This is a genomic window from Phytohabitans houttuyneae, assembly GCF_011764425.1.
Taxonomy (GTDB): Bacteria; Actinomycetota; Actinomycetes; order Mycobacteriales; family Micromonosporaceae; genus Phytohabitans; species Phytohabitans houttuyneae.
Genome location: NZ_BLPF01000002.1, coordinates 894,086 through 913,813 on the forward strand (window position 1 = coordinate 894,086; position 19,728 = coordinate 913,813).

The window sequence follows — 19,728 nt, forward strand, 5'->3', positions numbered from 1 at the left end:
GGTTGCCGGTCGGGGAGTGGGGGTACTTCCCGCGGATGTTCGACGGGTTCATCGACCAGCGGATCGACGTCGGGGAGGTGGAACTGCGCGTCCGGTACGCCGGGCAAGGGCTTCCGGTGCTTCTCATTCATGGACATCCGCGCACCGGATCGACCTGGCATCGGGTCGCACCGCAACTGGTCAGCCGCGGCTTCGCGGTGGTCTGCCCCGACATGCGCGGGTACGGGCGGTCGGGCAAAGCAGCGATCCGTCCGGACCATGCCCAGCAGTCCAAGCGCGCGGTGGCAGGGGACATGGTCCGCCTGATGGGGGCGCTGGGCCACTCGACGTTCGCCGTCGTGGGGCACGACCGCGGCTGCTACGTGGCCTTGCGCCTGGCGTTGGACCACCCGGCCGAGGTCAGCCGGCTGGTGGTCATGGACGGTGTCCCGATCAGCGAAGCGCTCGCCCGATGCGATGCGAGGTTTGCCCGGGACTGGTACCACTGGTTCTTCTTCGCCCAGCCGGACAAGCCCGAGCGGGCCATCGCCGCCGATCCCGACGCCTGGTACAGCGCCGCGCGGCCCGAGGGCATGGGTGCCGAGAACTACCTGGAGTTTCGTGAGGCCATCCACGACGAAGCGACCGTGCGGGCGATGCTGGAGGACTACCGCGCGGGTCTGGGCGTCGACCGGGACCACGAGGAGGCCGACCGGCGCGCGGGCAGGGTGGTGCGGTGTCCGACGCTGTTTCTGTGGTCGACCCGCGACGACATGGAAGACCTCTATGGCGACCCGCTCGCCGTGTGGCGGCCGTGGGCCAGCGACCTGCGGGGCGAGTCGATCGACTCCGGACACCATGTCGCCGAGGAAAACCCGGACGACCTGACGGCGGCGTTGGTCCGCTTCCTGGCGTAGGTTGGCGCGCATGGCGGATAAGGTTGTCGACAGCTCGGTAGGCTGGGTCGCCCGGCACATCAACTCCTATGTGGATACCGATGGAAAGTCCGGGCATCGTTTCCACGGCGTGGAGGCGCTGCTGTTGACGACGCGCGGGCGGCGGTCGGGGGCCTTGCGCCGCACCGCGCTCTACTACGGGACGTGGGACGGCGACTATGTGCTCGTGGCGTCCAACGGCGGTTCGGTCGGGCACCCGCTGTGGTACCGCAATCTGGTCGCGGACCCGCGCGTGACGGTCCAGGTCAAGGACGACGTCTTCGACGCGGTCGCGCGCACGGCGGCGGGCGAGGAGCGCGCGGCGTTGTGGGACCGGATGGTTGGGATCTGCCCGAAGTATGCCCAGTACCAGGCGATGGTGCAGCGGGAGATCCCGGTTGTCGTGCTCACCCGGTCTGCTTAAGGTGACGGCTGAACCAGTGGGGGTGGGGCGACTGTGGGATGGCGGCGGTTGCTCGGCGGTCGCGGCCGGGACGCTTCGGGGCGGGTGAGGCTGACCGGGACGCGCGGCTGGTCCGGTACCGCGAGCATCTGGAGCGTGCGGTCGACTCCCGCGAAGCGGGCATGTACGCGCGGGCGTTGAGCGACTTCACCCGGGCGGTCGAGCTGGAGCCGGGTGAGCCCGAGGCCTTCGCCGGCAGGGGTGAGACCTATCGGCTGTTGGAGCGCTACGACGAGGCGCTGGCCGACTTCAAGCGTGCCGTTGGCCTGGAGCCGGAGTACGCCTGGGCGTTCGGTAGCCGGGCGCAGACGTATCGCGCGCTGGAGCGCGACTCCGAGGCGCTTGCCGATCTGAGCCGGGCGATCGAGCTGGACGACTCCGAGGACTGGCTGTTCGTGGAGCGCGGCGAGGTCTATCAGGAGCTGGAGCGCTACGACGAAGCGTTGGCCGACTTCAACCGGGCCGTCGGGCTGGACCCGGAGGATGCCGCCGCTCTCGCGGGCCACGACGCCCCGCGGCCGGCGCCGGTCCGCTCGTGGGCCCGCCCGACCCACCGGCCGCCGACCCCACCAGGCCCGACGCCCGCCCACCAAGCGATGACGCCGGGACCTGAGTAGCGGCTCAGGGCTTCGCCGCCCGCGACAAGCCGTGGTCGATGACCGCGGCGGCCAGTTCGGTGCGGTTGGTGGTGTTGAGCTTCGCGAAGACGTGCGAGAGGTGGGTCTTGACCGTGCCGCGGCTCATGAACAGGCGGGCGCCGATCTCCGGGTTGGTCAGCCCTTCGGCGACGAGCCGGACGACCTGGAGCTCGGTGGGGGTGAGGCTCGACCAGCCGGCTGCCGGCCGTCCCCGGCGACCGCGGGTGCGGCGGGCGTAGCCTGATCGGCGGGATGGAGCCGACCGGAGCGTCGCCGGCCGAGACCGGCGAGCCGCCGTTCGAGACCTACGAACCCACCCGGTGGGCCATGGGCGACACCCGCCGGTACGCCGAACGCATGAATCTGATCGCCGCACGGCCCCACCTCGACGTCGCGTCCACCGGCTACGCACTGGCCGACGCCGGCTCGGAGTACCTGGCCCTCGAACCGCACGGTGACGGCCGGGCGTTCACCGTCGACCTCGCACCCGGCACGTACACGGTGGAGTGGTTCGCCGTCGCCGCCCGTGAGACGTCGGCGGCCGACCCGCGTACCGTCGAGCGGGCCGGCCCGGTCGAATTCGCCGCGCCGTTCACATCCGGCCCGGCCGTCCTCTACCTGAGCCGCACCGGGAGTTCGCGATGACAGCCGACCATCTCGCCACGCACGCGCGCGACCTGCTCGCCGCGAACCGGTACCTGACCCTGGGCACGGTCGACCCGGACGGCCGGCCCTGGACGACGCCGGTCTACTTCGCCTCGGCCGGCCTGCGGGAGTTCTACTGGACCTCGCAAACCGACGCCCTGCACTCGCGCAACCTCGCCGAACGCCCGCAGGTCAGCCTCGTCGTGTTCGACTCCACCGTCCTGCCCTTTCACGGCCGGGCCGTCTACGCGACCGCGACGGCGAGCGAGCTGGCAGGCGAGGAGCTCGACCGCGGCCTGCGGGCGTACCCGGCGCGCGGCGACCGGAACGCCGTCGCGCTGACCCGGGACGACGTGACGGGACCCTCCCCGTACCGCCTCTACCGCGCGACGGCGACCGACGTGTGGGTGCTGTGCCCGCGCCCGCCGCGACAGCCGTGCCCGCTGCACGCCATCGACAGGGACCACCGCGCCCGCGTCGACCTCGACGCCGCCCCCGCGCCGGGTGGCGGCTGACCGGTCGGACGGCCTACGCCGGCTCGGGTACGCAGAGGATGAGCGCGCCGGGATCGATGCGTGCCTTGAGCCGGCGGGCCTTGTCCCGCGAGCCGCCGTCCAGCTCGTACCGCACCTTGGCCCCGAACGTGATGTCAACCGCCTTGGCGCGGGTGATCTGCACGAACGGTGAGCGGTCCGAGCGGCCGGCCGCCATCCGGCCCAGCGTCCGCGCCCAGTCGAGCGCTCCTTCAGCGGTGGCGACGCCGACCTCCATCCACCCGTCGTCCGGTTTCGCGTCGTCGAAGGCGCGTATCCCGCCGGTGATGGTGCTGACGTTGCCGAGCAGCACGCAGCTCGCCTCGCCCTGGAACCACTTCGTGCCGTCGATTTTGATCTTTACCGGGACGGCGTCGTCGTTGATGTGCCGCAGCCCGGTCCACACGTATGCCAACCGTCCGAACTGGTCCTTGAGCTTGCGGTCGGCCTGCTCGATCATCGCGGCGTCGAAGCCGGCCCCGGCCATCACGGCGAAGTGCTCGCCGTTGACCTTGCCGAGGTCCAGCTTGCGCTGTGGGCCGTGAAAGCCGATCCGCACCGCCTCGGCGATGTCCTGCGGGATGCCGAGGTTGGCGGCGAGCAGGTTGGCGGTGCCCGCCGGGACGATCGCGACCGCCGTGCCCGATCCGGCCAGCGCCGCGACGCATCGCTGGACCATGCCGTCGCCACCCCAGACAAAGACAAGGTCCGCGCCGGCCTCGCGGGCACGCCGGGCCTTCTTCACCGCCTTCCTGCTCTTTGACACCTCGTACCAGAGCAGCGTGTCGCAGCCCTCGTCGGTGATCAGCCGGCGCAGTTCGTCAAGCCCACCGCCCAGCGTCTTCTTCCGGTGGGCGATCACGGCAACGGTGGCGGGGCTCATGGCCAGGAGGTTTACCCACCGAACCGATCTACACAAACCCGGCCGCAAAGTCGAGCGTCCGCATAGGTCCGGAGCTGCCCGGGTATGGATTCGGATCGACATACCCCACTCCGGGAAGGGCGAAGTGATGGATCGGGCAACGGCCGCAGCGCTGCGTCCAGCTGAGCATTTCACCGGCCGCAGCCTGCTCGGGCTCTTCGCCGTCGTCGGTGCGGGGTCCGGGTTCGGCCTGCTGCTCATGCTCGTGCGCTTCCAGTGGGATCCGATGTACCGCGTCGACCACGGTGTCGCGGACCAGCTCAACGACTTCGTCTCCGCGCGCGGTCCGCTCGTCACCGTGCTCCAGGCGCTTACCGACCTCGGCGGCCGGCCCATCATGATGTGGCTCGTCGGCATCGTCGCCGTCGGCCTGCTGATCCGCGGCCAGCGCCGGCTCGCGGTCTACCTGCTGGTGACCGGAGTCGGGGCGCTGATACTCGATCCGTCGCTGAAGCTGCTCGTCGGGAGGATCCGCCCAGCCGTCGACGTACCGGTGGCGAGCGCCCCGGGCAACAGCTTTCCGAGCGGGCACGCGCTGGGAGCGACGGTGGCCTACGGCGCGCTGCTTCTGGTCTTCCTGCCGGTGGCGTCCCGCCGGCTCCGCGCGCTGGCGATCTGGGTCTTCGCCGCGATCGTGGTGCTGGTCGGCTTCACCCGCGTCGCCCTCGGCGTGCACTACGTCTCCGACGTCGTCGCCGGATGGCTGCTGGGCCTGGCCTGGCTCGGCGTGACCGCGTACGCGTTTCGGCTCTGGCGCCGCGAAACCGGCCGTCCGGTACCGCCGATCACCGAGGGTATCGAACCGGAGGCAGCCGACGACCTCGCGCCGGCCTCGCGCGAGGACCACCTGCTGCCGCATCCTCGGTCCAGTACCGCGGAAATCATCACCGGCTGGGTGCTGACCTTCGGCGTGCTGTTCGTCTTCGGCGTGCTGGTCAGCAGGTACGCCGACGGAACCTTCATCGAACGGCTCGACACCGCGGTACCACGCTGGTTCGCCGAGCACCGCACACCGGCGCTGGACGACGTCAGCTGGTGGTTGAGCAAGGCCGGTGACACGCACGCCATCCTGGCCGTGTCGCTGGTGTTCTGCCCGTTGGCCGTGGCGGTGTTGCGCCAGTGGCGGCCGGTGCTGTTCATCGCGCTGGCCATGTTCGGCGAGCTGACCCTCTTCCTCGCCTCCGCCGCGGCGGTCGACCGTCCCCGCCCCGGGGTACCGCACCTTGACGGCCCGCTACCGACCTCCAGCTTCCCGTCCGGGCACATCGCGGCCACGCTCTGCCTGTACTCCGCGATAGCGCTCATCGTCATGTCACACACCTCCCGCCCGTGGCGGTGGCTCACCGTCGGCGCGGCCGTCGTCATGCCCGCGGCGGTCGCGGTGTCCCGGATCTACCGCGGCATGCACCACCCCACCGACCTCATGGGCGCCATGCTCCTCGCCGCGCTGTGGCTCACTCTGTTGTGGTGGGTGGTCCGCCCGGACGCCGGGGATGCCGGCGAGCAAACCGAAGCCGAGCCGGCATCCGACCGCCAGCTCGCAGTGACCGCCAAGACGTGACGGCGATGCCGCTCACCGTGATGACGTACAACATCAAGACCGGCGGGCGCGGCCGGCTGGACGCCATCGCCCGGGTCGCCGCCGCGCAGCGCCCGGACATCCTGGCGCTGCAGGAGCTTCGGGCCTTCCACCGCGACGACGGCCGGCTGATGCGCACGCTGGCCGACGCTGTCGGGATGCATCCGTTCCTCGCCCGCTCGTGGTTTGCGCAGCCCGTGGCCGTGCTGGTCCGCGATCCCGCGTGGGTCGTGTCGGCGGCGCCGATCCGGCGACCGTTCCACCACGCCGCCGAGCGGGTGGTCGTGGCGACGGACCAGGGCGATTTGACGGTGGTCGGAGCGCACCTGTGCCCGTACTCCGGATGGCGCCGGCGGTGGGAAGCCCGCTGGCTCGCCGCCCGCACGGACCCGGCGCGGCTGGCGTTGGTCATGGGTGACCTGAACACGCTCGACCCGTGGACCGACCACACGGAGCGGCTGCGGCGCCTGCCGGAGAGGTTCCGGTCCCGGCACCTCATGCCGCGCACGGACGGCGAGGTGGACACCAGGGCGATCCGCGTCCTGGCCGCGGCGGGCTTCGTCGACCTGTTCCGGTCCGCGGGCCACGGCGACCGGACGGGCGACGGCGAGAAGGACTACACCGCACCGACCGCGCACGGCGGAGGTCAGGAGTTTCACGCCATGCGGCTGGACTACATCCTCGGCACGCCACCGGTGGCGGCGCTGGCTAGGAGCTGCCGGGTCGTCAGCGGTGGGGAAACCGAGTCCGCCTCCGACCACTATCCGGTCGTCGCGGTGCTCGACCTCGAAGCCCGCCCGGCGGCATTGCGCACGCCGCGAGGGCGGGGCTAGCGCGCCGGCGAGCGGCTGGGTGTGGGCGTGCGACTCGGCGTCGGGTTTCTGGTCGGCGTCGCGCTGGCACACGGCGGCTCGTCGCACGTGGGTCGCGGCGTGCTGGGCGCCGGGCGCTGCGCGGTCGACGTCGGCGCCTGCGGCGGGGGAGTGGAGCGCGGTGTGGACGGCGTGCTGGGCGGCTGTGTCTGGCCCGGAAACTTCGGCTCCTCGAACCGGTACTCGTCCGGGTCGAGCTTCAACGCGGCCGTGGCGTCCCGCATGAACTGGCGCCATATCGGCGCGGGACCGTTGGCACCGAAGACGTCGTAGTCGCCGGTCCTCGTCCTGAGCGGCTTGCCGTCGGTGGTGCCGAGCCACACCGCGGCGGCGAGCGCGCCGGTGTACCCGACCATCCAGGTGTGCGAGTTCTGCGTGGTGCTGCGGCCGGCCTGCCAGGTGCCGGTCTTGCCGGCCGAGTCCCAGTCGTTGTCGAGCCCGGCCGCCTTCACCTGGCTCAGCGTCCAGTTGAGCTGGTTGATCGCCTCGCGGTCGAGCCCGAGACCGGTCTGCTCCACCTTCTCCTCGAACAGGCGATCGTCGCCCTTTTCCACCGACCGGACGAAGTGCGCGCCGGCGCGCTTTCCGCCGGCCGCGAAGCTCGCCATCCCGTTGGCGTGGTCCAGGACGGTGACGCCGTACTGCCCGATGCCGACCTCGGTGGAGAAGTGCCCGGCCACCTGCTGTCCACTATGGCCACGCAGCTCGATCCGCTGGGGCCGCGGGTCGCCCTTCTTGTTCGCCCACATCGAGTCGATTCCGGCGCGGGTGGCCATGTCGATGACCTTGTCGACGCCGAGGCGCTCGGTGAGCTCGAAGTAGGTGACGTTGAGCGAGGCGACGGTGGCCTCCCACAGCGCGCAGTCGGGCTGGCACGCCGCCTGCTCGGCGTTGCGGATCGGGCCCGAGGGGCTGCCTTTCGTCCGTCCGGAGGCGGGAAACTCCTTGGTGTCCGGCGAGTCGAAGTGCTGCTTCACCGAGATCTTCTCGCCCACCGCCGCCGCCAGGTCGTACACCTTGAACGACGATCCCGGCGGATGCTGGCCGAACCCGCGGGCCTTGCCGTTCTCGTCGTAGTACCAACCGGCGTAGTCGGCGCCGGTGCCGTCGTTGCCGCCGTAGTAGCCCAGCACCCGGCCCGTGCCCGGCTCGACCGCGACGAGGGCGGCCTGCCAGTTCTTCGGCTGGCCGCGCACCTCCTCCGGAGCGGTGTCGCGGCGGATGTCGGCGACGGCTTCGGCGGCGTCCTGGACCCGCTTGTCGATGGTGGTGACGATCTTGAAGCCGCCGTTGCGCACGTAGTCGGCGGGCTTGTCCTTGAACGGCTCGACCTGCCGCAGCTCGCTGAGCACGTGGTTGACGACCAGACCGGTGGGCCGCTCGAGGCCGGACTGGCCGGCCTTGCGGTCGATGGGCTTCACATTGTCCGGGTACTCCAGGTTGGCCGCCTCGTCCGCCGACAGGTATTCCAGCTTCACCATGCCGTCGCGGATGTACCCCCACCGGTCGATCGAGTTCTGCCGGGCCAGCGGGCTGCGCTCGGGGTCGTAGCCGGGCAGGCCTTCGGGGTTGTCCGGGTTTGCCTCCGGCTGCTTGACCATGGCGCACAGCACCATCGCCTCGGAAACGGTCAGCTGCCGGGCCGCCGGCGCGTCACGGCGTACCGTCTTGCCGAAGTAGGTCTGTGCGGCCGCCTCGATCCCGTACGCCCCGCGCCCGAACGGGACAGTGTTCAGGTAGAAGCCGAGGATCTCCTCTTTGCTGTACTTGTTGTCCAGCTTCCAGGCGATGGCGGCCTCGCGAGCCTTGCGCGAGTACGTGACGCCCTTGAGGTCGGCGGCCAGCCGTGCGTACTGCTGAGTGATGGTCGAGGCGCCCTGGCGCTGGCCTCCGGTGACGTTGGCCCAGGCGGCGCGGAGCACGCCGGTGAAGTCGATGCCCTCGTTGGTCCAGAACGTGCGGTCCTCGGCCGCGACGATGGCCTTTTTGGCGGAGTCGTTCATCTCGTCGAAAGGCACGATGGTGCGGTTTTCGGCGCCGAGCTTCGCGATGGGCGTGCGGCCGTCGGCGTAGTAGACCGTGGTCGACTCCGGCAGTTCCAGTTCGGACGGTGTCGGCACGCTGTCGACGTAATAGACGGTCGTCACCAGGCCCCCGCCGAGGAGCACGGCGAGCACGGCGAGGACGATGAGGATGCGCTTGCGCCGCCGCGCCCGCTTCGTCGTCTGTGGCGCGGCGGCCGGTTCGGGTGCGCCGGCAGCGGTGTCGTCCTTGTCGGTCGGGGGCACCCGTGACCAGTACCCCACCGCCACCGCGCCGAACCTCGGCCGGGGGCCCGCCCATGCCTGAGGCCCGCCGGTAGGCGGGCCACGGCAGTCGCGGAGCGGGCCGGTCAGAACTGGGCGTGCGTCATCGTGTACCAGGTCGGGACGAACGTGGTCAGCACCACCACCGCGAGCACCGCGAGCGAGATGAGCGTCCGGCGGGTGGTGAGCGGCGCCGGCGCGATGGGCCGGTGGTGCGAGCGTCCGACCGCGATGAACGCGGCGACCGCTCCCAGCACGACGGTCGCCGGCACCAGCGAGAACTCGCCGCGCACGAGGTGGAAGCCGGCGGCCAGGACCATCGTCAGCGCCAGCGCGGCGGCGGCCAGCGGCACGAGTTTCGGCCGGACCCGGGTGATGGCCGGCAGGATCAGGCCGATGCCGCCGAGCACCTCGCAGACGCCGATGAGGACGATGAGCGGCTGCGGCACCGCGGCGTACCAGGCCACCGCGCGGGGCGCTTCCGCGTACAGGGTGGCGTCGTAGAGCAGGACCTTGCCGAAGCCGCTGCCGGCGAAGAAGAAGCCCCACATGATCTGGAGCGCCCACAGGACGCCGTTGAAGGTCAACCGCAGCTCGCGGCGCTGGCTCGTGACACCGACCTGGTATGCGCTGACGTGCGAGTTCATGGCTTGTCTCCCTTACGAGTGGCTGAGGACATCAGCGTCTCGTCCGGGAGTACGGAGCCGCATCCGTGGTCACCACGGAACCGGCCACCGAATCGCTACCAGGTCGGCGGCGAGCCGTCCTGCATGAACGTCACCGACGTGGTCGTGTCGGAAGCCGGCGAGTTGAGGAAGAGCTGGTAGATGTCCACGCCCTGGTACTGCCCACCGGGCGCGCCGCCGATAATCTCCACCAGGGCCAAATGGAGGTGCGAGTCGATTCCGCCGAACTCGGTGACCTCGCCCAACAGGTCACCGCGGGACACCTGTGACCCAACGGCGAGCTGGGGCACATTCGTGAGGTGCGTGTAGAAGCCGCCCATCATGTCGTTGGGTGAACGCATGAACAGCTGAGCGCCGTACACCTTTCCGTTGTCGGCACCGGGGTCATGCGGGCTGAACTTCGTAATGTGCGCGTCAAAAGCGGCGTGCACCGGCGTGCCCGGAGGCGCGGCCAGATCCATTCCATACTGGATATACCAGTTCGGCGGCTGGTGGCCTCCCGTGTTGGGGCCGCCCAGGCCTCCCGTGAATTGTCCCGACGGGAACGGGCCGGAGATGTCCATGCTGAATGACGACATCATGGCTCCTTAGATGTGCGATCCTGCTATATCGCGACCTCCGTCGAGTGCGATTGTATTTTCGTTCGCGAGCCGGTACACGCTAATTGCGGGAATGGTGCGGAACGCGGCTCGACGAGAAGTACGCTGCCCGATATGCATGACATGGTTCGCGACAACTGGCTCAGGTTCAACCTTCCGCTCGAGGGCCAGGTCCATTTCATGTACCTGGATGTCAAGGGGTGGGTCAGCACCGGCGTCGGCAACAAGATCGACCAGACGGCCGCGGAGATGTCCGCCCCGTCGGACGCCGAGCGGTCCGCCTCCCTCAACCTGGCCAACCAGCTCCAGTGGACGGACAAGAACTCTGGAGCGGTGGCCTCACCCGACCAGGTCGCGGCCGACTGGGACGCGGTCAAGGGCCGGCTCGACCTCGCCGCCAAGGGTCACCTCGCGTTCGAGGAGATGACCCAGCTGCGCATCAGCAACGAAGAGGTCTTCCGGGTGGTCAGCGGCAAGCTCGCGGAGATGGAGACGGTGCTCAAGGGACGGCCCGAGTTCACCGCCTTCGACACCTGGCCGGCCAGCGCGCAGCTCGCGACGATGTCGATGTGCTGGGGCATGGGCCCGATGTTCCGGTTCCCGACCTTCCAGGGCCATGTGGCCGCGGCCAACTGGACCGGAGCGGCCGACGAGTGCCGCTTCAACCCGGACGAGGGCACCATCCGCATCCGCAACAAGCTCGACCGGGCGCACTTCCTCGCCGCCGCTGCCGTCGCGGCGCAGGGCCTGCCCGTCGGGCAGCTGTCGGTCTCGCCTGTGGACGTGCTCGGCGTCCAGCACGCGCTGTGGATGCTCGGCTTCGACCCCGGTCCCCAGGATGGCGGCGACGGCGGCCGCACGCAGGCCGGCGTCAAGGCGTTCCAGGCCACCCGCGGTGTCGAGGAGAACGGCAGGTGGGACGACCCGGCCACCCGGACCGAGCTTTCGACCGCGCTCGGCGAGGCCGGCTGGCTCGTGGTCTGAGGCCGTCAGGAGTAGGTGTCGCCGAACTCGCGTACCCCGTCCAGGTCGAGGGTGATCCGGCTGTTTTCGGTCCACGCGCCGGTGGCGGCCTGCCAGCTGCGGTCGTCGCGCTCGTTGATGGCGCTCCAGCTCTGCCGGTGGAAGCGCAGGTAGATCGGTCCGGAGGAGGCGCCCGGGGCGAGCACCGCGCCGGTGACGGTCAGCTCCACCCAACCGGGAACCGGTGTACCCGGGATGGGGTAGACGGTCGGTGTCGGCGTCGGTGTCGGCCCGCCGGGCGGGGGCGCGGGCGGCGGAAAGTACTGGAGGGTGCGCCGGACCCGGTCGCAGCCGAGCGCCGCCCAGTCGCAGTTCAGCACGAGGTCGGTGTTGCCGCCTTCGAACGTCAGGTGGTAGCGCACCCGGACACCCGTGAGGTCGAGCGGTTCGCTGCCGGTGTTGACGATCTGCAGGGCGTGCTGGATCTGGTTGTTGGTGGGGGACCAGTCCAGGTTCAGGTACCTGACCTTCGCCCGCCCGTACGCGGTGCGGAGGCCGATCTCGGGTGAGGTGTCGGAGTAGGCGTTGATCGCGTACGCGCTGATCGCGATCCGGTACTCGGTGCCCGGCGCCAGGTCGGTCACGGTGAGGGTGGTGGCGGTCGTGGTGCCGAGGCCGCGGTAGACGTTCGTCCCGATCACCGCCCGTACCTCGTAGGTGATCGGGTCTTCGCCGGCCGGCTCGCTCGCCCAGGTCGCGGGCGTCCAGGCGAGGGTGAGGGCGTGCGGCTCGTTGGCCAGCACGACGGGGACGCCGGGGGTGGTCAGCCTGGGCTGGTCGTCGGCCGCTGCGACGCCGGCGGCGAGCAGGCTCAGCAGCGCGGCGGCCAGGGTGACGGCGGTGACGCGACGGGCACGCATGGCGAGGATGGTATTGCCCGCATGCACCTTTATCAATGTGATGCCTCACAGGGGCCGGATGGCACGTTCCCGGGAGCAGCCACCGCGCCACCCTGCCTACGGTGAAACGCATGACAGACCTGGGCTTTCTCGCCGACGCGACGCACATCGCCGACGGCACGTACATCGCCGACGCCGCGCAGATCGGCGTGTACGGACCGGACGACCTCACCGTGGAGGCGTACCACTACGCCCCGGAGATCGTGGACCGCGTCGACATCACCGGCGACGGCGACATGGAGGCGCTTGGCCTGGACACCGACCACAACGGTGCCGCCGACACCTGGGTGTACGACATGAACGACGACGGCCGCTGGGACCTGCTCAAGTCCGACACCAACGGCGATGGCCGGGTCGACTACACGGTGCGGGACCGCACCTTCGACGGCCGGGTCGACGTGGTCGAGCAGGACACCAACGGCGACGGCCGGATCGACGTGCTGGAGTACGACATGACCGGCGACGGCATCATCGATCTGCTCAAGATGGACAGTGACCACGACGGTGTCTTCGAGTACCGGGCCGAGGTGCACAACGCCGGCCACGTCATCCCCGACTACGGGCACTGACCGGTCAGCCGGAGGGTTTCAGCCGCTCGAGGTTGCGCCGCGCGGTAGCGGTCTCGGGGTGCTGCTCGCCGTACCGCGCGACGCAACGGTCAAGGACGGCGGCCAGCTCGGTCGCGGCGTTGGCCATGTCGCCCTGCAGCAGCATCACCTGGGCGATCCCGTTGCCGGCTGCCAGGTCGTGCGGGTGCGGTCCGCCCGGCAGCCGGCCGCACAGCGCGGCGGCCCGTTCGTACGTGCGGTACGCCGTCGTCAGGTCGCGCTGTTCGCGCAGCACCATCGCGAGGTCGTTCAGGGCGGCCACGGTACCCGCGTCGGCCTCGCCATGCCGCCGCACGCGGTCCGCCACCGCCTGTGCGAACAGCGCCCGCGCGCCGGCGAGATCACCGGTGGCCAGACGGGCGACAGCCGGTTCGTCCGGGGCGGCCTGCCGCCGCGCGATGACGGTGTCCGGATGTGACGGCCCGAGGATCCGCGCGTACAGCTCGGCGCCCTGCTCGTGCAACGGCCCCACCTGGGGCGTGGGGGCGCTCCTGGCGACACCGTTCAGCGCGGCGACCGTCTCCGGGTGCGCGGCGTCCAGCAGCCGCCGGCAGCGCGTGAGGGTGTTCTGGTACCGGCGCGCGGCCGCCTCGCGATCACCCTGTGCCAGCAGCGTCGCCGCGAGGCCGTTCGCCGCGGAGAGCGTCGAGACGGCATCGTAGCCTTCCTCGGTCCGGCGGAGCTCGTACGCCCGCTGCCAGACCGCGCCGGCACGCGCGAGGTCACCCTCCGCCAGGCGCACCGAGGCGAGCTCCTGCAGCAGGACCATCGTGTACTGCCCGGCGTCGCCTCCGACCCGACCGGACGCCGCGAGGGCCTCCTCGAGACGCTCGGCGGCGCCGGCCAGGTCCCCGCGCTCGGCCCGGTCCAGCGCGTCGACGTACAGCGCGTGGATGGCGTCGACATCGCGCCGGGAGGCCCGCGTCCCGCGCACCTCCCGCCACTTCAGCCAGACCACGCCACCGGCGAGCGCCGCCAGCACGACGAGCACCCACCAGCCCAGGCCCTCCACCAGGCCGGCGACCAGGAACACCACGACACAACCGAGGAGCGCGATCGCCGCCGCGGCCGCGACGCCCCGGGTCAGCCGCTGCCCGAGCGAGGGCCGTGCGGTCTCCTGCACAGGCACATCATGCTGGACACCCGCAAGACCCTGTTCGCGCGGTGCGTGGTGAGCTCGGTCAGCTTGGGCGCGGGGTCAGGGCGGCTCGCACCGGGCAGAGATGCCGGGGCCGTGCCGGTCGCGGATAGAACATCCAGCGTCGGCTGCGGCGCTTGGCGCGGCATGGCCTTCAGTCGGAACGTTCCCCACGCCTCGTTGCCGGCGGCCGGCAAACGGGTCGAACGCCGGGGGAGGATGCCCGGCACCGCTGGGCCGCGAACCGCGGCCCAGCCGTGCCACGCCGGCGGCGCCGGGCCCTGGGCGGATGCAAACGCCACCCGGGTTGGGACGCCGCCGGAACATGCGTGGGCGCCCGTCGGGGCCGACCACATCGTCGGGGCCCGCCTTCGAGCCAGCGCCTGCGCATGCCCAATCGGGCAGATGGTTCCTGCCTCTGAGCCTGGCCGCTGGACACCGGCGGCCGCAGCGGGTCCGGCCGGCAGGGTTGGCCGGCCGTCGTTGCCGTCCGCCGGCAGGAAGGCCGCGTCCAGGCCTGACCGGGTTAAACTGCCGATGGTCGGCAACGAGGACGGACGCGTGTCGACGCTGTCGCGCCCACGCTCGCCCAGTGTCCGCCGCGACGATCCAGGCGGGAGGTGAGCTGGCGTGGCGACGAGTGGCCGCAACCGACGAGCACCGGCGTCCACGCCGCCGAAGGACGCGTGGCTTGTCGATGTCGCCGACGCCGCCTCCCGCGACGCGGGCGGGGTCCCCGTGCAGCTGCTGGGCGACTACCTGCCGTTGCTGGCGGACGCGGCCGTCAGCGGGCGACGGCCCAAGCGTGCCGAGCTGGAGACGGTCAGCCTGCTGGGACGGCAGGCCGCGGAGCGCGGCATCTCGGCGGGGCGGGTGGTCCAGCTGTACCTGTCCGCGGCCCGGCGGTTATGGCAGGAGTTGCCGATGGTGGTCCGCACCCGTGACCGGGAAGCGGTGCGCGCGGCGGCCGCCGCAGTCCTGCACGTCATCGACGAGGCGGTGGCGACGCTCGCCGAGGGTTACGCCGAGGCCCGGCGCGACCTGGTCCGCCGGGAGGAGACGCTGCGGCGGGAGCTGGTCGACGACCTGTTGCGCGGCGACTCCGACCTCGGCGCGCTGGTCGAGCGGGCCGAGCCATTCGGCCTCGACCTGGCCAGGGTGCACCAGGTCGCGCTGGCCGCGCCCGCCCGCCGGCTGCCGGACACCGACGCCGCCATCAGCGCACTGGAGTCGGTCATCTTCGACCGGCTCGGCGACCGCGACGTGCTGGTGGCCACCAAGGACGGGATGCTTGTCGTGCTGGCGCCGGCGGAGCCGGCCGCGGCGGGCCTGGCCAGCCCGGCCGCCGCGCTACCCAACGACCTCGGGCAGTTGATGCACGGTGAGCTCAACCGCCTCCGGCACGGCCGGCCCTGGCGGGTGGCGGTCGGGCGGGCCCACCCGGGCCTGTACGGCATCGCCCGCTCGTACGAGGAGGCGCGTGAGGCGCTGACGATGGCCGGGCGGCTGCGGGTGGACCAGCGTGTGGTCAACGCCCACGACCTGCTGGTCTACCGTGTCCTGATCCGTGACCAACCGGCCATTGTGGACCTGGTCTCCGCAGTGCTCACTCCGCTCACCCGCGCCCGCGGCGGAGCCGAGCCACTGCTCGCCACGCTGGAGGCGTACTTCGGCACCGGCGCGGTGGCGACCGAGGCGGCCAAGCTGCTGCACGTGTCTGTCCGGACCGTCACCTACCGGCTGGACCGGATCAGGACCCTGACCGGCTACGACCCGGCGAGTCCGGAGCACCGCTTCACCCTGCAGACCGCGGTACTGGGCGCCAAGGCGCTCAACTGGCCCGCCGAGCCCTTGCCGACGGCCGGCTAGCAGGATCACCGGCGGCCGAGGGCGCATGAGATGGCCGCGACTACCCCGATCCGGGCTCTCAGGCGTGCTGGCGGCGGTGGGCCCCCGGCGCGACGCCGAACTCGCGCTTGAAGGTCTTGGCGAATGCGAACTCGGACGAGTAGCCGCAGCGCCTGGCCACAGTGGACAGTGGAGCGTCGGTCTCCCGCAGCAGCCCCGCCGCCACGGTCATCCGCCACCAGGTCAGGTACGCCAGCGGCGGCCTGCCCACGAGGGTGGTGAAGCGTTGCGCGAACACGCTCCGGGACAGCCCCGCCCGCGCCCCCAGCTCGCGCACGGTCCACGGCGCTTCCGGCTCGGCGTGCATCGCGTGCAGTGCCGCGCTGACGGCCGGATCCGCGAGTGCCGCCGGCCAGCCGGTCGGCGCTCCGGTCGCCTGGTCGTCGAACCAGGCGCGCAGCATGTAGAGCAGCAGGAGGTCGAGCAGCGCGGACACGCTCGCGGTCGTGCCCGCGCGCGGCTCGGCCAGCTCGGCGCCGAGGAGGTCCACCGCGGTCCGCAGTCGCTGGTGGCGCCCGACCTGGGCCGGCAGGTGGACCACGTCGGGCAGGTCCGCCAGCAGGGGGTGGGGGCGCGACCGGTCCAGCACGTAGGCGCCGCAGAGCAGGTCGGTGACGGGGCCGGTGCCGGGCGCGTCCACCCGGTCGCGGCCGCCCAACCGGAACTCGGTGAGCGGGCTTGTGGGGTCGTCGGCCAGGGCGTGCCCGGGCTCGCGGGGCAGGAACACGATGTCGCCGGTGGCCAGGCGCAGCGGTGCGGCGTGCGCCGGCAGCAGCCAGCAGGTGCCGCTGAGGACGATGTGGAAGCCCGCGCCGTCGGTCGGCGGGAAACGCAGGCCCCAGGGTGCCCCCAGCCGGTTGCGATTCGAGTGCGGACGGCCGGTCCGCATGGTTGTCACCGCTCCGCTCAGCACGTCCACTGTCGAAACCTACCGAACATTCGCAACGCCGGACGATCAAGCATGATTGGCGGACGTCGTGACATGGTTCGTCCACATCGGCTGCTCTAGCGTCGGCCGCGAGCACATCCGAACGAACGACGGAGCAGACCCATGAAGATCGCACTCCACGGCGCCAGCGGCTACACGGGCCGCCTCGCGGTCGCCGAGCTCGCGCGCCGCGGCATCGACACGGTGCTCGTCGGCCGGGATTTCAGCCGGCTCCACTCGGCCGCGGCCGGTACCGGCTTCGAGGTCCGGCGTGCCGACCTCCACGACCACGACTCACTGACAGCGGCCTTCGCAGGCGCCGATGCCGTGATCAACACCGCCGGACCGTTCGCCCGGCTCGGCGCGCCGGTGGTACGCGCCGCGATCGCGGCCGGTGCGCACTACGTCGACACCACGGGCGAGCAGCAGTACATCATCGAGGTCTTCGACACCTTCACCGGCGCCGCCGCCGACGCCGGGGTGACGGTGGTACCGGCCATGGCCGACGACGGTGGGCCGAGCGACTTCATCAGCCACCTCGTCGCCGACGCCGCCGGCCCGATGGACACCCTGACCGTCGCCCTCTGGTACCGCGGCGGCGCCTTCACCCGGGGAACGCTGCGCTCGCTCGACCCCGACCTGCTGTTCGACGGTGCGCTGCGCTACGGCGACGGCGGCTGGACGACGTACGGGGAGGCGAGCCACGCGACGTGGCGCTTCCCGGGCGAAGACCCGCCCGTGAGGGTGAGCAAGGCCGCGCTCCCGCCGGTGGCGACGGTGCCGAGGCACGTGACGGTCGGGCGCATGGAAGGTCTGCTCGGCGGTTCGTTCGACGTCCTGAAGGACGGGATCGCCCCGGCGGTCATCGACGCGCTGCCGGAAGGACCCGACGACGAGCAGCGGCGGCAGGGGCGGTGGACGATCTCGGTCGAGGCGTCCGGGCCGGGCGGCCGCGCCGTGCGTGGCGAGGTCGAAGGCACCGACGGGTACGGCAAGACCGCCGTGATCGCGGTCGAGGCCGTGTGCAGGCTGGTGAAGGACGGTGCCACGGCCGGCGTCCTGGCGCCGTCGCAGGCGTTCGACCCGGAGTCGTTCCTGGACTTCCTGTCCGGCCACGGCGTGCGGTGGCACGTCACGACCGGCTGAGCCTGGCGGCTGGACGCCAGCCGGGCGTCAGCGGAACGCAAGCCCGCTCCTCCATGATCCCTTGGCGCTACGCGTGGTGGTGCTCGCAACTCCCGGAGGAACTGGTGCGCAAGCTGAATCCTGTCCGGATCGGTTTTGTCGTCGCTCTGCTGTTGGCACCGCTGGTGCCAGGATGGTCGCCGGCCGTGGACCAGGTGGCATCACCACCGGCGGTCACGGAGGCCGCCGACAGCGCGACCGCGCTGGCCGCCGCGCGCCGGCAGGGTACGAAGGTCACGGTGACCGGGATGACTCACGAGAGCCGCCTGGTCCAGGCCCTACCCAACGGGAAGCTCGCGGCGGAGCTGACGATGCGGCCGGTGCGCGCGAAGCGGGGCGACCGCTGGGTGCCGGTGGATACCACGTTGGTCCGGCGGTCCGACGGTTCGGTGGCGCCGCGGTCGGCGACGGTGGACATGGCGTTCTCCGGCGGCGGGAAAGGGCAGCCGCTGGTGGCCATCGGCGTGGCATCCGGAGCGGTGGCGCTCACCTGGCCGGGCTCGCTGCCCACGCCGCGGCTGGCGGGGCCGGCGGCGACGTACCCGGAGGTGTTTCCCGGGGTTGACCTGGTCCTGCGGGCGGAGGCCGACGGCTACGTCAAGCAGCTCGTGGTGAAGAGCGCCGCGGCCGCCAGGCAGCCGGCGTTGGCCGGGATCCGGCTCGGCCTTCGGTCCGAGGGGATCGCGATGGGGGTGGACAAGGACGGTTCGACGCAGCTGCGTGACCGCAGCGGGAAGGTCGTGCTCACCGGCTCGCCGTCGATGATGTGGGACGCGGCCGATCCGGTCACCCACGCCGCGGGTGATGGCTCGAAGCGGGCGCGGGTCGCGGTGCGGGTCGGTCGGGACGCGGTGACGCTGGTGCCGGATCGGGCGATGCTGCGCGACCGGGCGACGCGTTTTCCCGTGGTCGTCGATCCCAGCGCGCACACGCCGTACCGGCACGCCTGGGCGAAGGTCTTCAGTGGATACCCCGACGACGAGTACTGGAACGGCGGGAACGACGACGCGCTGGGCAAGGTGGGCCGGTGCCCGAAGAACTTCCCGAACGCGTACTGCGGCGGAATCGGGGTCGCCCGGACCTACTTCACGTTCGACACGAGCTTCCTCAGCGGCCGTACCGTGAGCCTGGCGGATCTCACGATCAAGGCGACCAACGGCACCCAGTGCGACGACCGCACGCATCGGGCGTACCTGGCCGGCGCCGCCATCCACGCGGGGACGAACTGGAACAACCAGCCCGGTGGTACTGCCGTGGTGGACGCCGCCGTCAGCGGCTGCGGCGACGCCAACGCCGTCTGGCGGCGCATTGAGACGAAGGGTGGATTGGACAGTCCGGCTCGGCGCAGCCCATCGCAGCGGGCATTCGACGACTGGTTGAACACGCCTGGCAACACCGTGACGACCGCGGACGGACGCACGTTGGTCGGCGTGGTCGATGTCTGGATCGTCCGGCGACCGTAGGATGCCTGTGGAGTGGCTGCAAAGGGGCACATCGGGCCTCGGCAAGGAGATGTCGTGAGCTTCGACCTGGGCTTCTGGCACGAAGACGCGCAGTCGTCCGTTGAGCGTGCCGCGGAGATCTATGACCGGCTCACCGATGGTGAGGATGGCGTGGTCCCAGGCGCGCCCGCTGTCGACAGCTTCTTCACCGATGTGCTCGCGAGGTTCGGTGACCTGACCGTGGAAAACATGGACGAGTCGCCGTGGACGTCGCCTCTGTACCGGACCTCGGAGTGCGTCATCGCGAACATCGCGTACTCGCGCAGCCAGGAAGTCGCTCCCGTGCTCAGGCGGCTGGCCAACGCGCATGGCCTCACGGTCTTCGACCCGCAGAAGCAAGAGGTGCACCATCCGGCTGTGTCCTGAAAGCCGTTGACAGA

20 protein-coding genes and 1 pseudogene are annotated in these 19,728 nt (G+C 71.2%); 13 read left to right on the forward strand and 8 right to left on the reverse strand.

Translation table 11 applies throughout. The annotated features are described in order from the left end of the window. Positions 1–2 precede the first annotated feature (2 nt). Genes Phou_RS27455 through Phou_RS27465 form a run of 3 tightly spaced genes read left to right on the forward strand, consistent with a single transcriptional unit; the run spans position 3 to position 1,994 of the window. Positions 3–896 (forward strand): alpha/beta fold hydrolase, encoded by an 894-nt coding sequence (locus Phou_RS27455; protein WP_246273894.1) that lies wholly within the window; start codon positions 3–5, stop codon positions 894–896. Between the two features lie 10 nt (positions 897–906). Further along, positions 907–1,338 (forward strand): nitroreductase family deazaflavin-dependent oxidoreductase, encoded by a 432-nt coding sequence (locus tag Phou_RS27460; RefSeq protein WP_173060770.1) that lies wholly within the window; start codon positions 907–909, stop codon positions 1,336–1,338. Between the two features lie 38 nt (positions 1,339–1,376). Then, on the forward strand, positions 1,377–1,994 hold the full coding sequence (locus tag Phou_RS27465) for a tetratricopeptide repeat protein (RefSeq protein WP_173060773.1): 618 nt from the start codon (positions 1,377–1,379) through the stop codon (positions 1,992–1,994). Positions 1,995–1,998: 4 nt separating this feature from the next. On the opposite strand, the pseudogene Phou_RS53085 reads toward Phou_RS27465, so the two are convergent. Continuing rightward, positions 1,999–2,193, reverse strand: a pseudogene (locus tag Phou_RS53085) (response regulator transcription factor); the annotation flags it as partial. A 74-nt stretch (positions 2,194–2,267) separates the two neighbouring features. Here Phou_RS53085 and Phou_RS27475 point away from each other — a divergent pair. Together Phou_RS27475 and Phou_RS27480 are read left to right on the forward strand one after the other, a co-directional pair. Beyond that, positions 2,268–2,660, forward strand: coding sequence for a hypothetical protein (locus Phou_RS27475; protein ID WP_246274113.1), 393 nt, complete (start codon positions 2,268–2,270; stop codon positions 2,658–2,660). Then, complete coding sequence (locus tag Phou_RS27480; RefSeq protein WP_173060783.1) at positions 2,657–3,175, forward strand: pyridoxamine 5'-phosphate oxidase family protein; 519 nt, start codon at positions 2,657–2,659, stop codon at positions 3,173–3,175. The genes Phou_RS27475 and Phou_RS27480 overlap by 4 nt, the downstream gene beginning before the upstream one ends. Before the next feature lie 13 nt (positions 3,176–3,188). On the opposite strand, the gene Phou_RS27485 is transcribed toward Phou_RS27480, so the two are convergent. Beyond that, complete coding sequence (locus tag Phou_RS27485) at positions 3,189–4,076, reverse strand: diacylglycerol/lipid kinase family protein (protein ID WP_173060786.1); 888 nt, start codon at positions 4,074–4,076, stop codon at positions 3,189–3,191. A gap of 127 nt (positions 4,077–4,203) precedes the next feature. Here Phou_RS27485 and Phou_RS27490 point away from each other — a divergent pair, with 127 nt between their 5' ends. Together Phou_RS27490 and Phou_RS27495 are read left to right on the forward strand one after the other, a co-directional pair. Further along, positions 4,204–5,676 (forward strand): phosphatase PAP2 family protein, encoded by a 1,473-nt coding sequence (locus Phou_RS27490; protein ID WP_173060790.1) that lies wholly within the window; start codon positions 4,204–4,206, stop codon positions 5,674–5,676. Positions 5,677–5,681: 5 nt separating this feature from the next. Next, on the forward strand, positions 5,682–6,527 hold the full coding sequence (locus tag Phou_RS27495) for an endonuclease/exonuclease/phosphatase family protein (RefSeq protein ID WP_173060793.1): 846 nt from the start codon (positions 5,682–5,684) through the stop codon (positions 6,525–6,527). Here the strand turns inward: Phou_RS27495 and Phou_RS27500 are convergent. The 3 genes from Phou_RS27500 to Phou_RS27510 form a co-directional block, all read right to left on the reverse strand. Beyond that, the gene (locus Phou_RS27500; RefSeq protein WP_246273895.1) at positions 6,524–8,878 is read right to left on the reverse strand and encodes a transglycosylase domain-containing protein; all 2,355 of its coding nucleotides are present in this window, start codon (positions 8,876–8,878) and stop codon (positions 6,524–6,526) included. The two genes, Phou_RS27495 and Phou_RS27500, sit on opposite strands and share 4 nt — an antisense overlap. An 80-nt stretch (positions 8,879–8,958) precedes the next feature. Then, the gene (locus Phou_RS27505) at positions 8,959–9,519 is read right to left on the reverse strand and encodes a DoxX family protein (protein WP_173060796.1); all 561 of its coding nucleotides are present in this window, start codon (positions 9,517–9,519) and stop codon (positions 8,959–8,961) included. 95 nt (positions 9,520–9,614) lie between these two features. Then, positions 9,615–10,019 (reverse strand): peptidoglycan DD-metalloendopeptidase family protein, encoded by a 405-nt coding sequence (locus Phou_RS27510; protein ID WP_218579218.1) that lies wholly within the window; start codon positions 10,017–10,019, stop codon positions 9,615–9,617. Positions 10,020–10,271: 252 nt separating this feature from the next. Here Phou_RS27510 and Phou_RS27515 point away from each other — a divergent pair, with 252 nt between their 5' ends. Further along, positions 10,272–11,141 carry a peptidoglycan-binding protein gene (locus Phou_RS27515; protein ID WP_173060802.1) on the forward strand — a complete coding sequence of 290 codons (870 nt, stop codon included), beginning with the start codon at positions 10,272–10,274 and terminating at the stop codon, positions 11,139–11,141. Between the two features lie 5 nt (positions 11,142–11,146). On the opposite strand, the gene Phou_RS27520 is transcribed toward Phou_RS27515, so the two are convergent. Continuing rightward, positions 11,147–12,040 carry a cellulose binding domain-containing protein gene (locus Phou_RS27520; RefSeq protein ID WP_173060805.1) on the reverse strand — a complete coding sequence of 298 codons (894 nt, stop codon included), beginning with the start codon at positions 12,038–12,040 and terminating at the stop codon, positions 11,147–11,149. A gap of 110 nt (positions 12,041–12,150) precedes the next feature. Between Phou_RS27520 and Phou_RS27525 the strand changes: the two genes are divergently transcribed. Continuing rightward, positions 12,151–12,648, forward strand: a complete 498-nt coding sequence (locus Phou_RS27525) for a hypothetical protein (protein ID WP_173060808.1) — start codon at positions 12,151–12,153, stop codon at positions 12,646–12,648. Positions 12,649–12,652: 4 nt separating this feature from the next. On the opposite strand, the gene Phou_RS27530 is transcribed toward Phou_RS27525, so the two are convergent. After that, a complete protein-coding gene (locus Phou_RS27530; protein ID WP_173060812.1) occupies positions 12,653–13,810 on the reverse strand; it encodes a tetratricopeptide repeat protein in 1,158 nt (385 codons plus the stop codon). A 645-nt stretch (positions 13,811–14,455) separates the two neighbouring features. On the opposite strand from Phou_RS27530, the gene Phou_RS27535 reads away from it, so the two are divergent. After that, a complete protein-coding gene (locus Phou_RS27535) occupies positions 14,456–15,694 on the forward strand; it encodes a PucR family transcriptional regulator (protein ID WP_173060815.1) in 1,239 nt (412 codons plus the stop codon). 58 nt (positions 15,695–15,752) lie between these two features. Here Phou_RS27535 and Phou_RS27540 read toward each other — a convergent pair whose 3' ends face one another. Continuing rightward, positions 15,753–16,652 carry an AraC family transcriptional regulator gene (locus Phou_RS27540; protein ID WP_173060818.1) on the reverse strand — a complete coding sequence of 300 codons (900 nt, stop codon included), beginning with the start codon at positions 16,650–16,652 and terminating at the stop codon, positions 15,753–15,755. Between the two features lie 132 nt (positions 16,653–16,784). Here Phou_RS27540 and Phou_RS27545 point away from each other — a divergent pair, with 132 nt between their 5' ends. From Phou_RS27545 to Phou_RS27555, 3 genes are all read left to right on the forward strand, one after another. Next, on the forward strand, positions 16,785–17,807 hold the full coding sequence (locus Phou_RS27545) for a saccharopine dehydrogenase family protein (protein ID WP_173060821.1): 1,023 nt from the start codon (positions 16,785–16,787) through the stop codon (positions 17,805–17,807). A gap of 185 nt (positions 17,808–17,992) precedes the next feature. Next, positions 17,993–19,309 (forward strand): hypothetical protein, encoded by a 1,317-nt coding sequence (locus Phou_RS27550; RefSeq protein ID WP_173060824.1) that lies wholly within the window; start codon positions 17,993–17,995, stop codon positions 19,307–19,309. Positions 19,310–19,363: 54 nt separating this feature from the next. Beyond that, a complete protein-coding gene (locus Phou_RS27555; protein WP_173060828.1) occupies positions 19,364–19,714 on the forward strand; it encodes a hypothetical protein in 351 nt (116 codons plus the stop codon). Positions 19,715–19,728 lie beyond the last annotated feature (14 nt).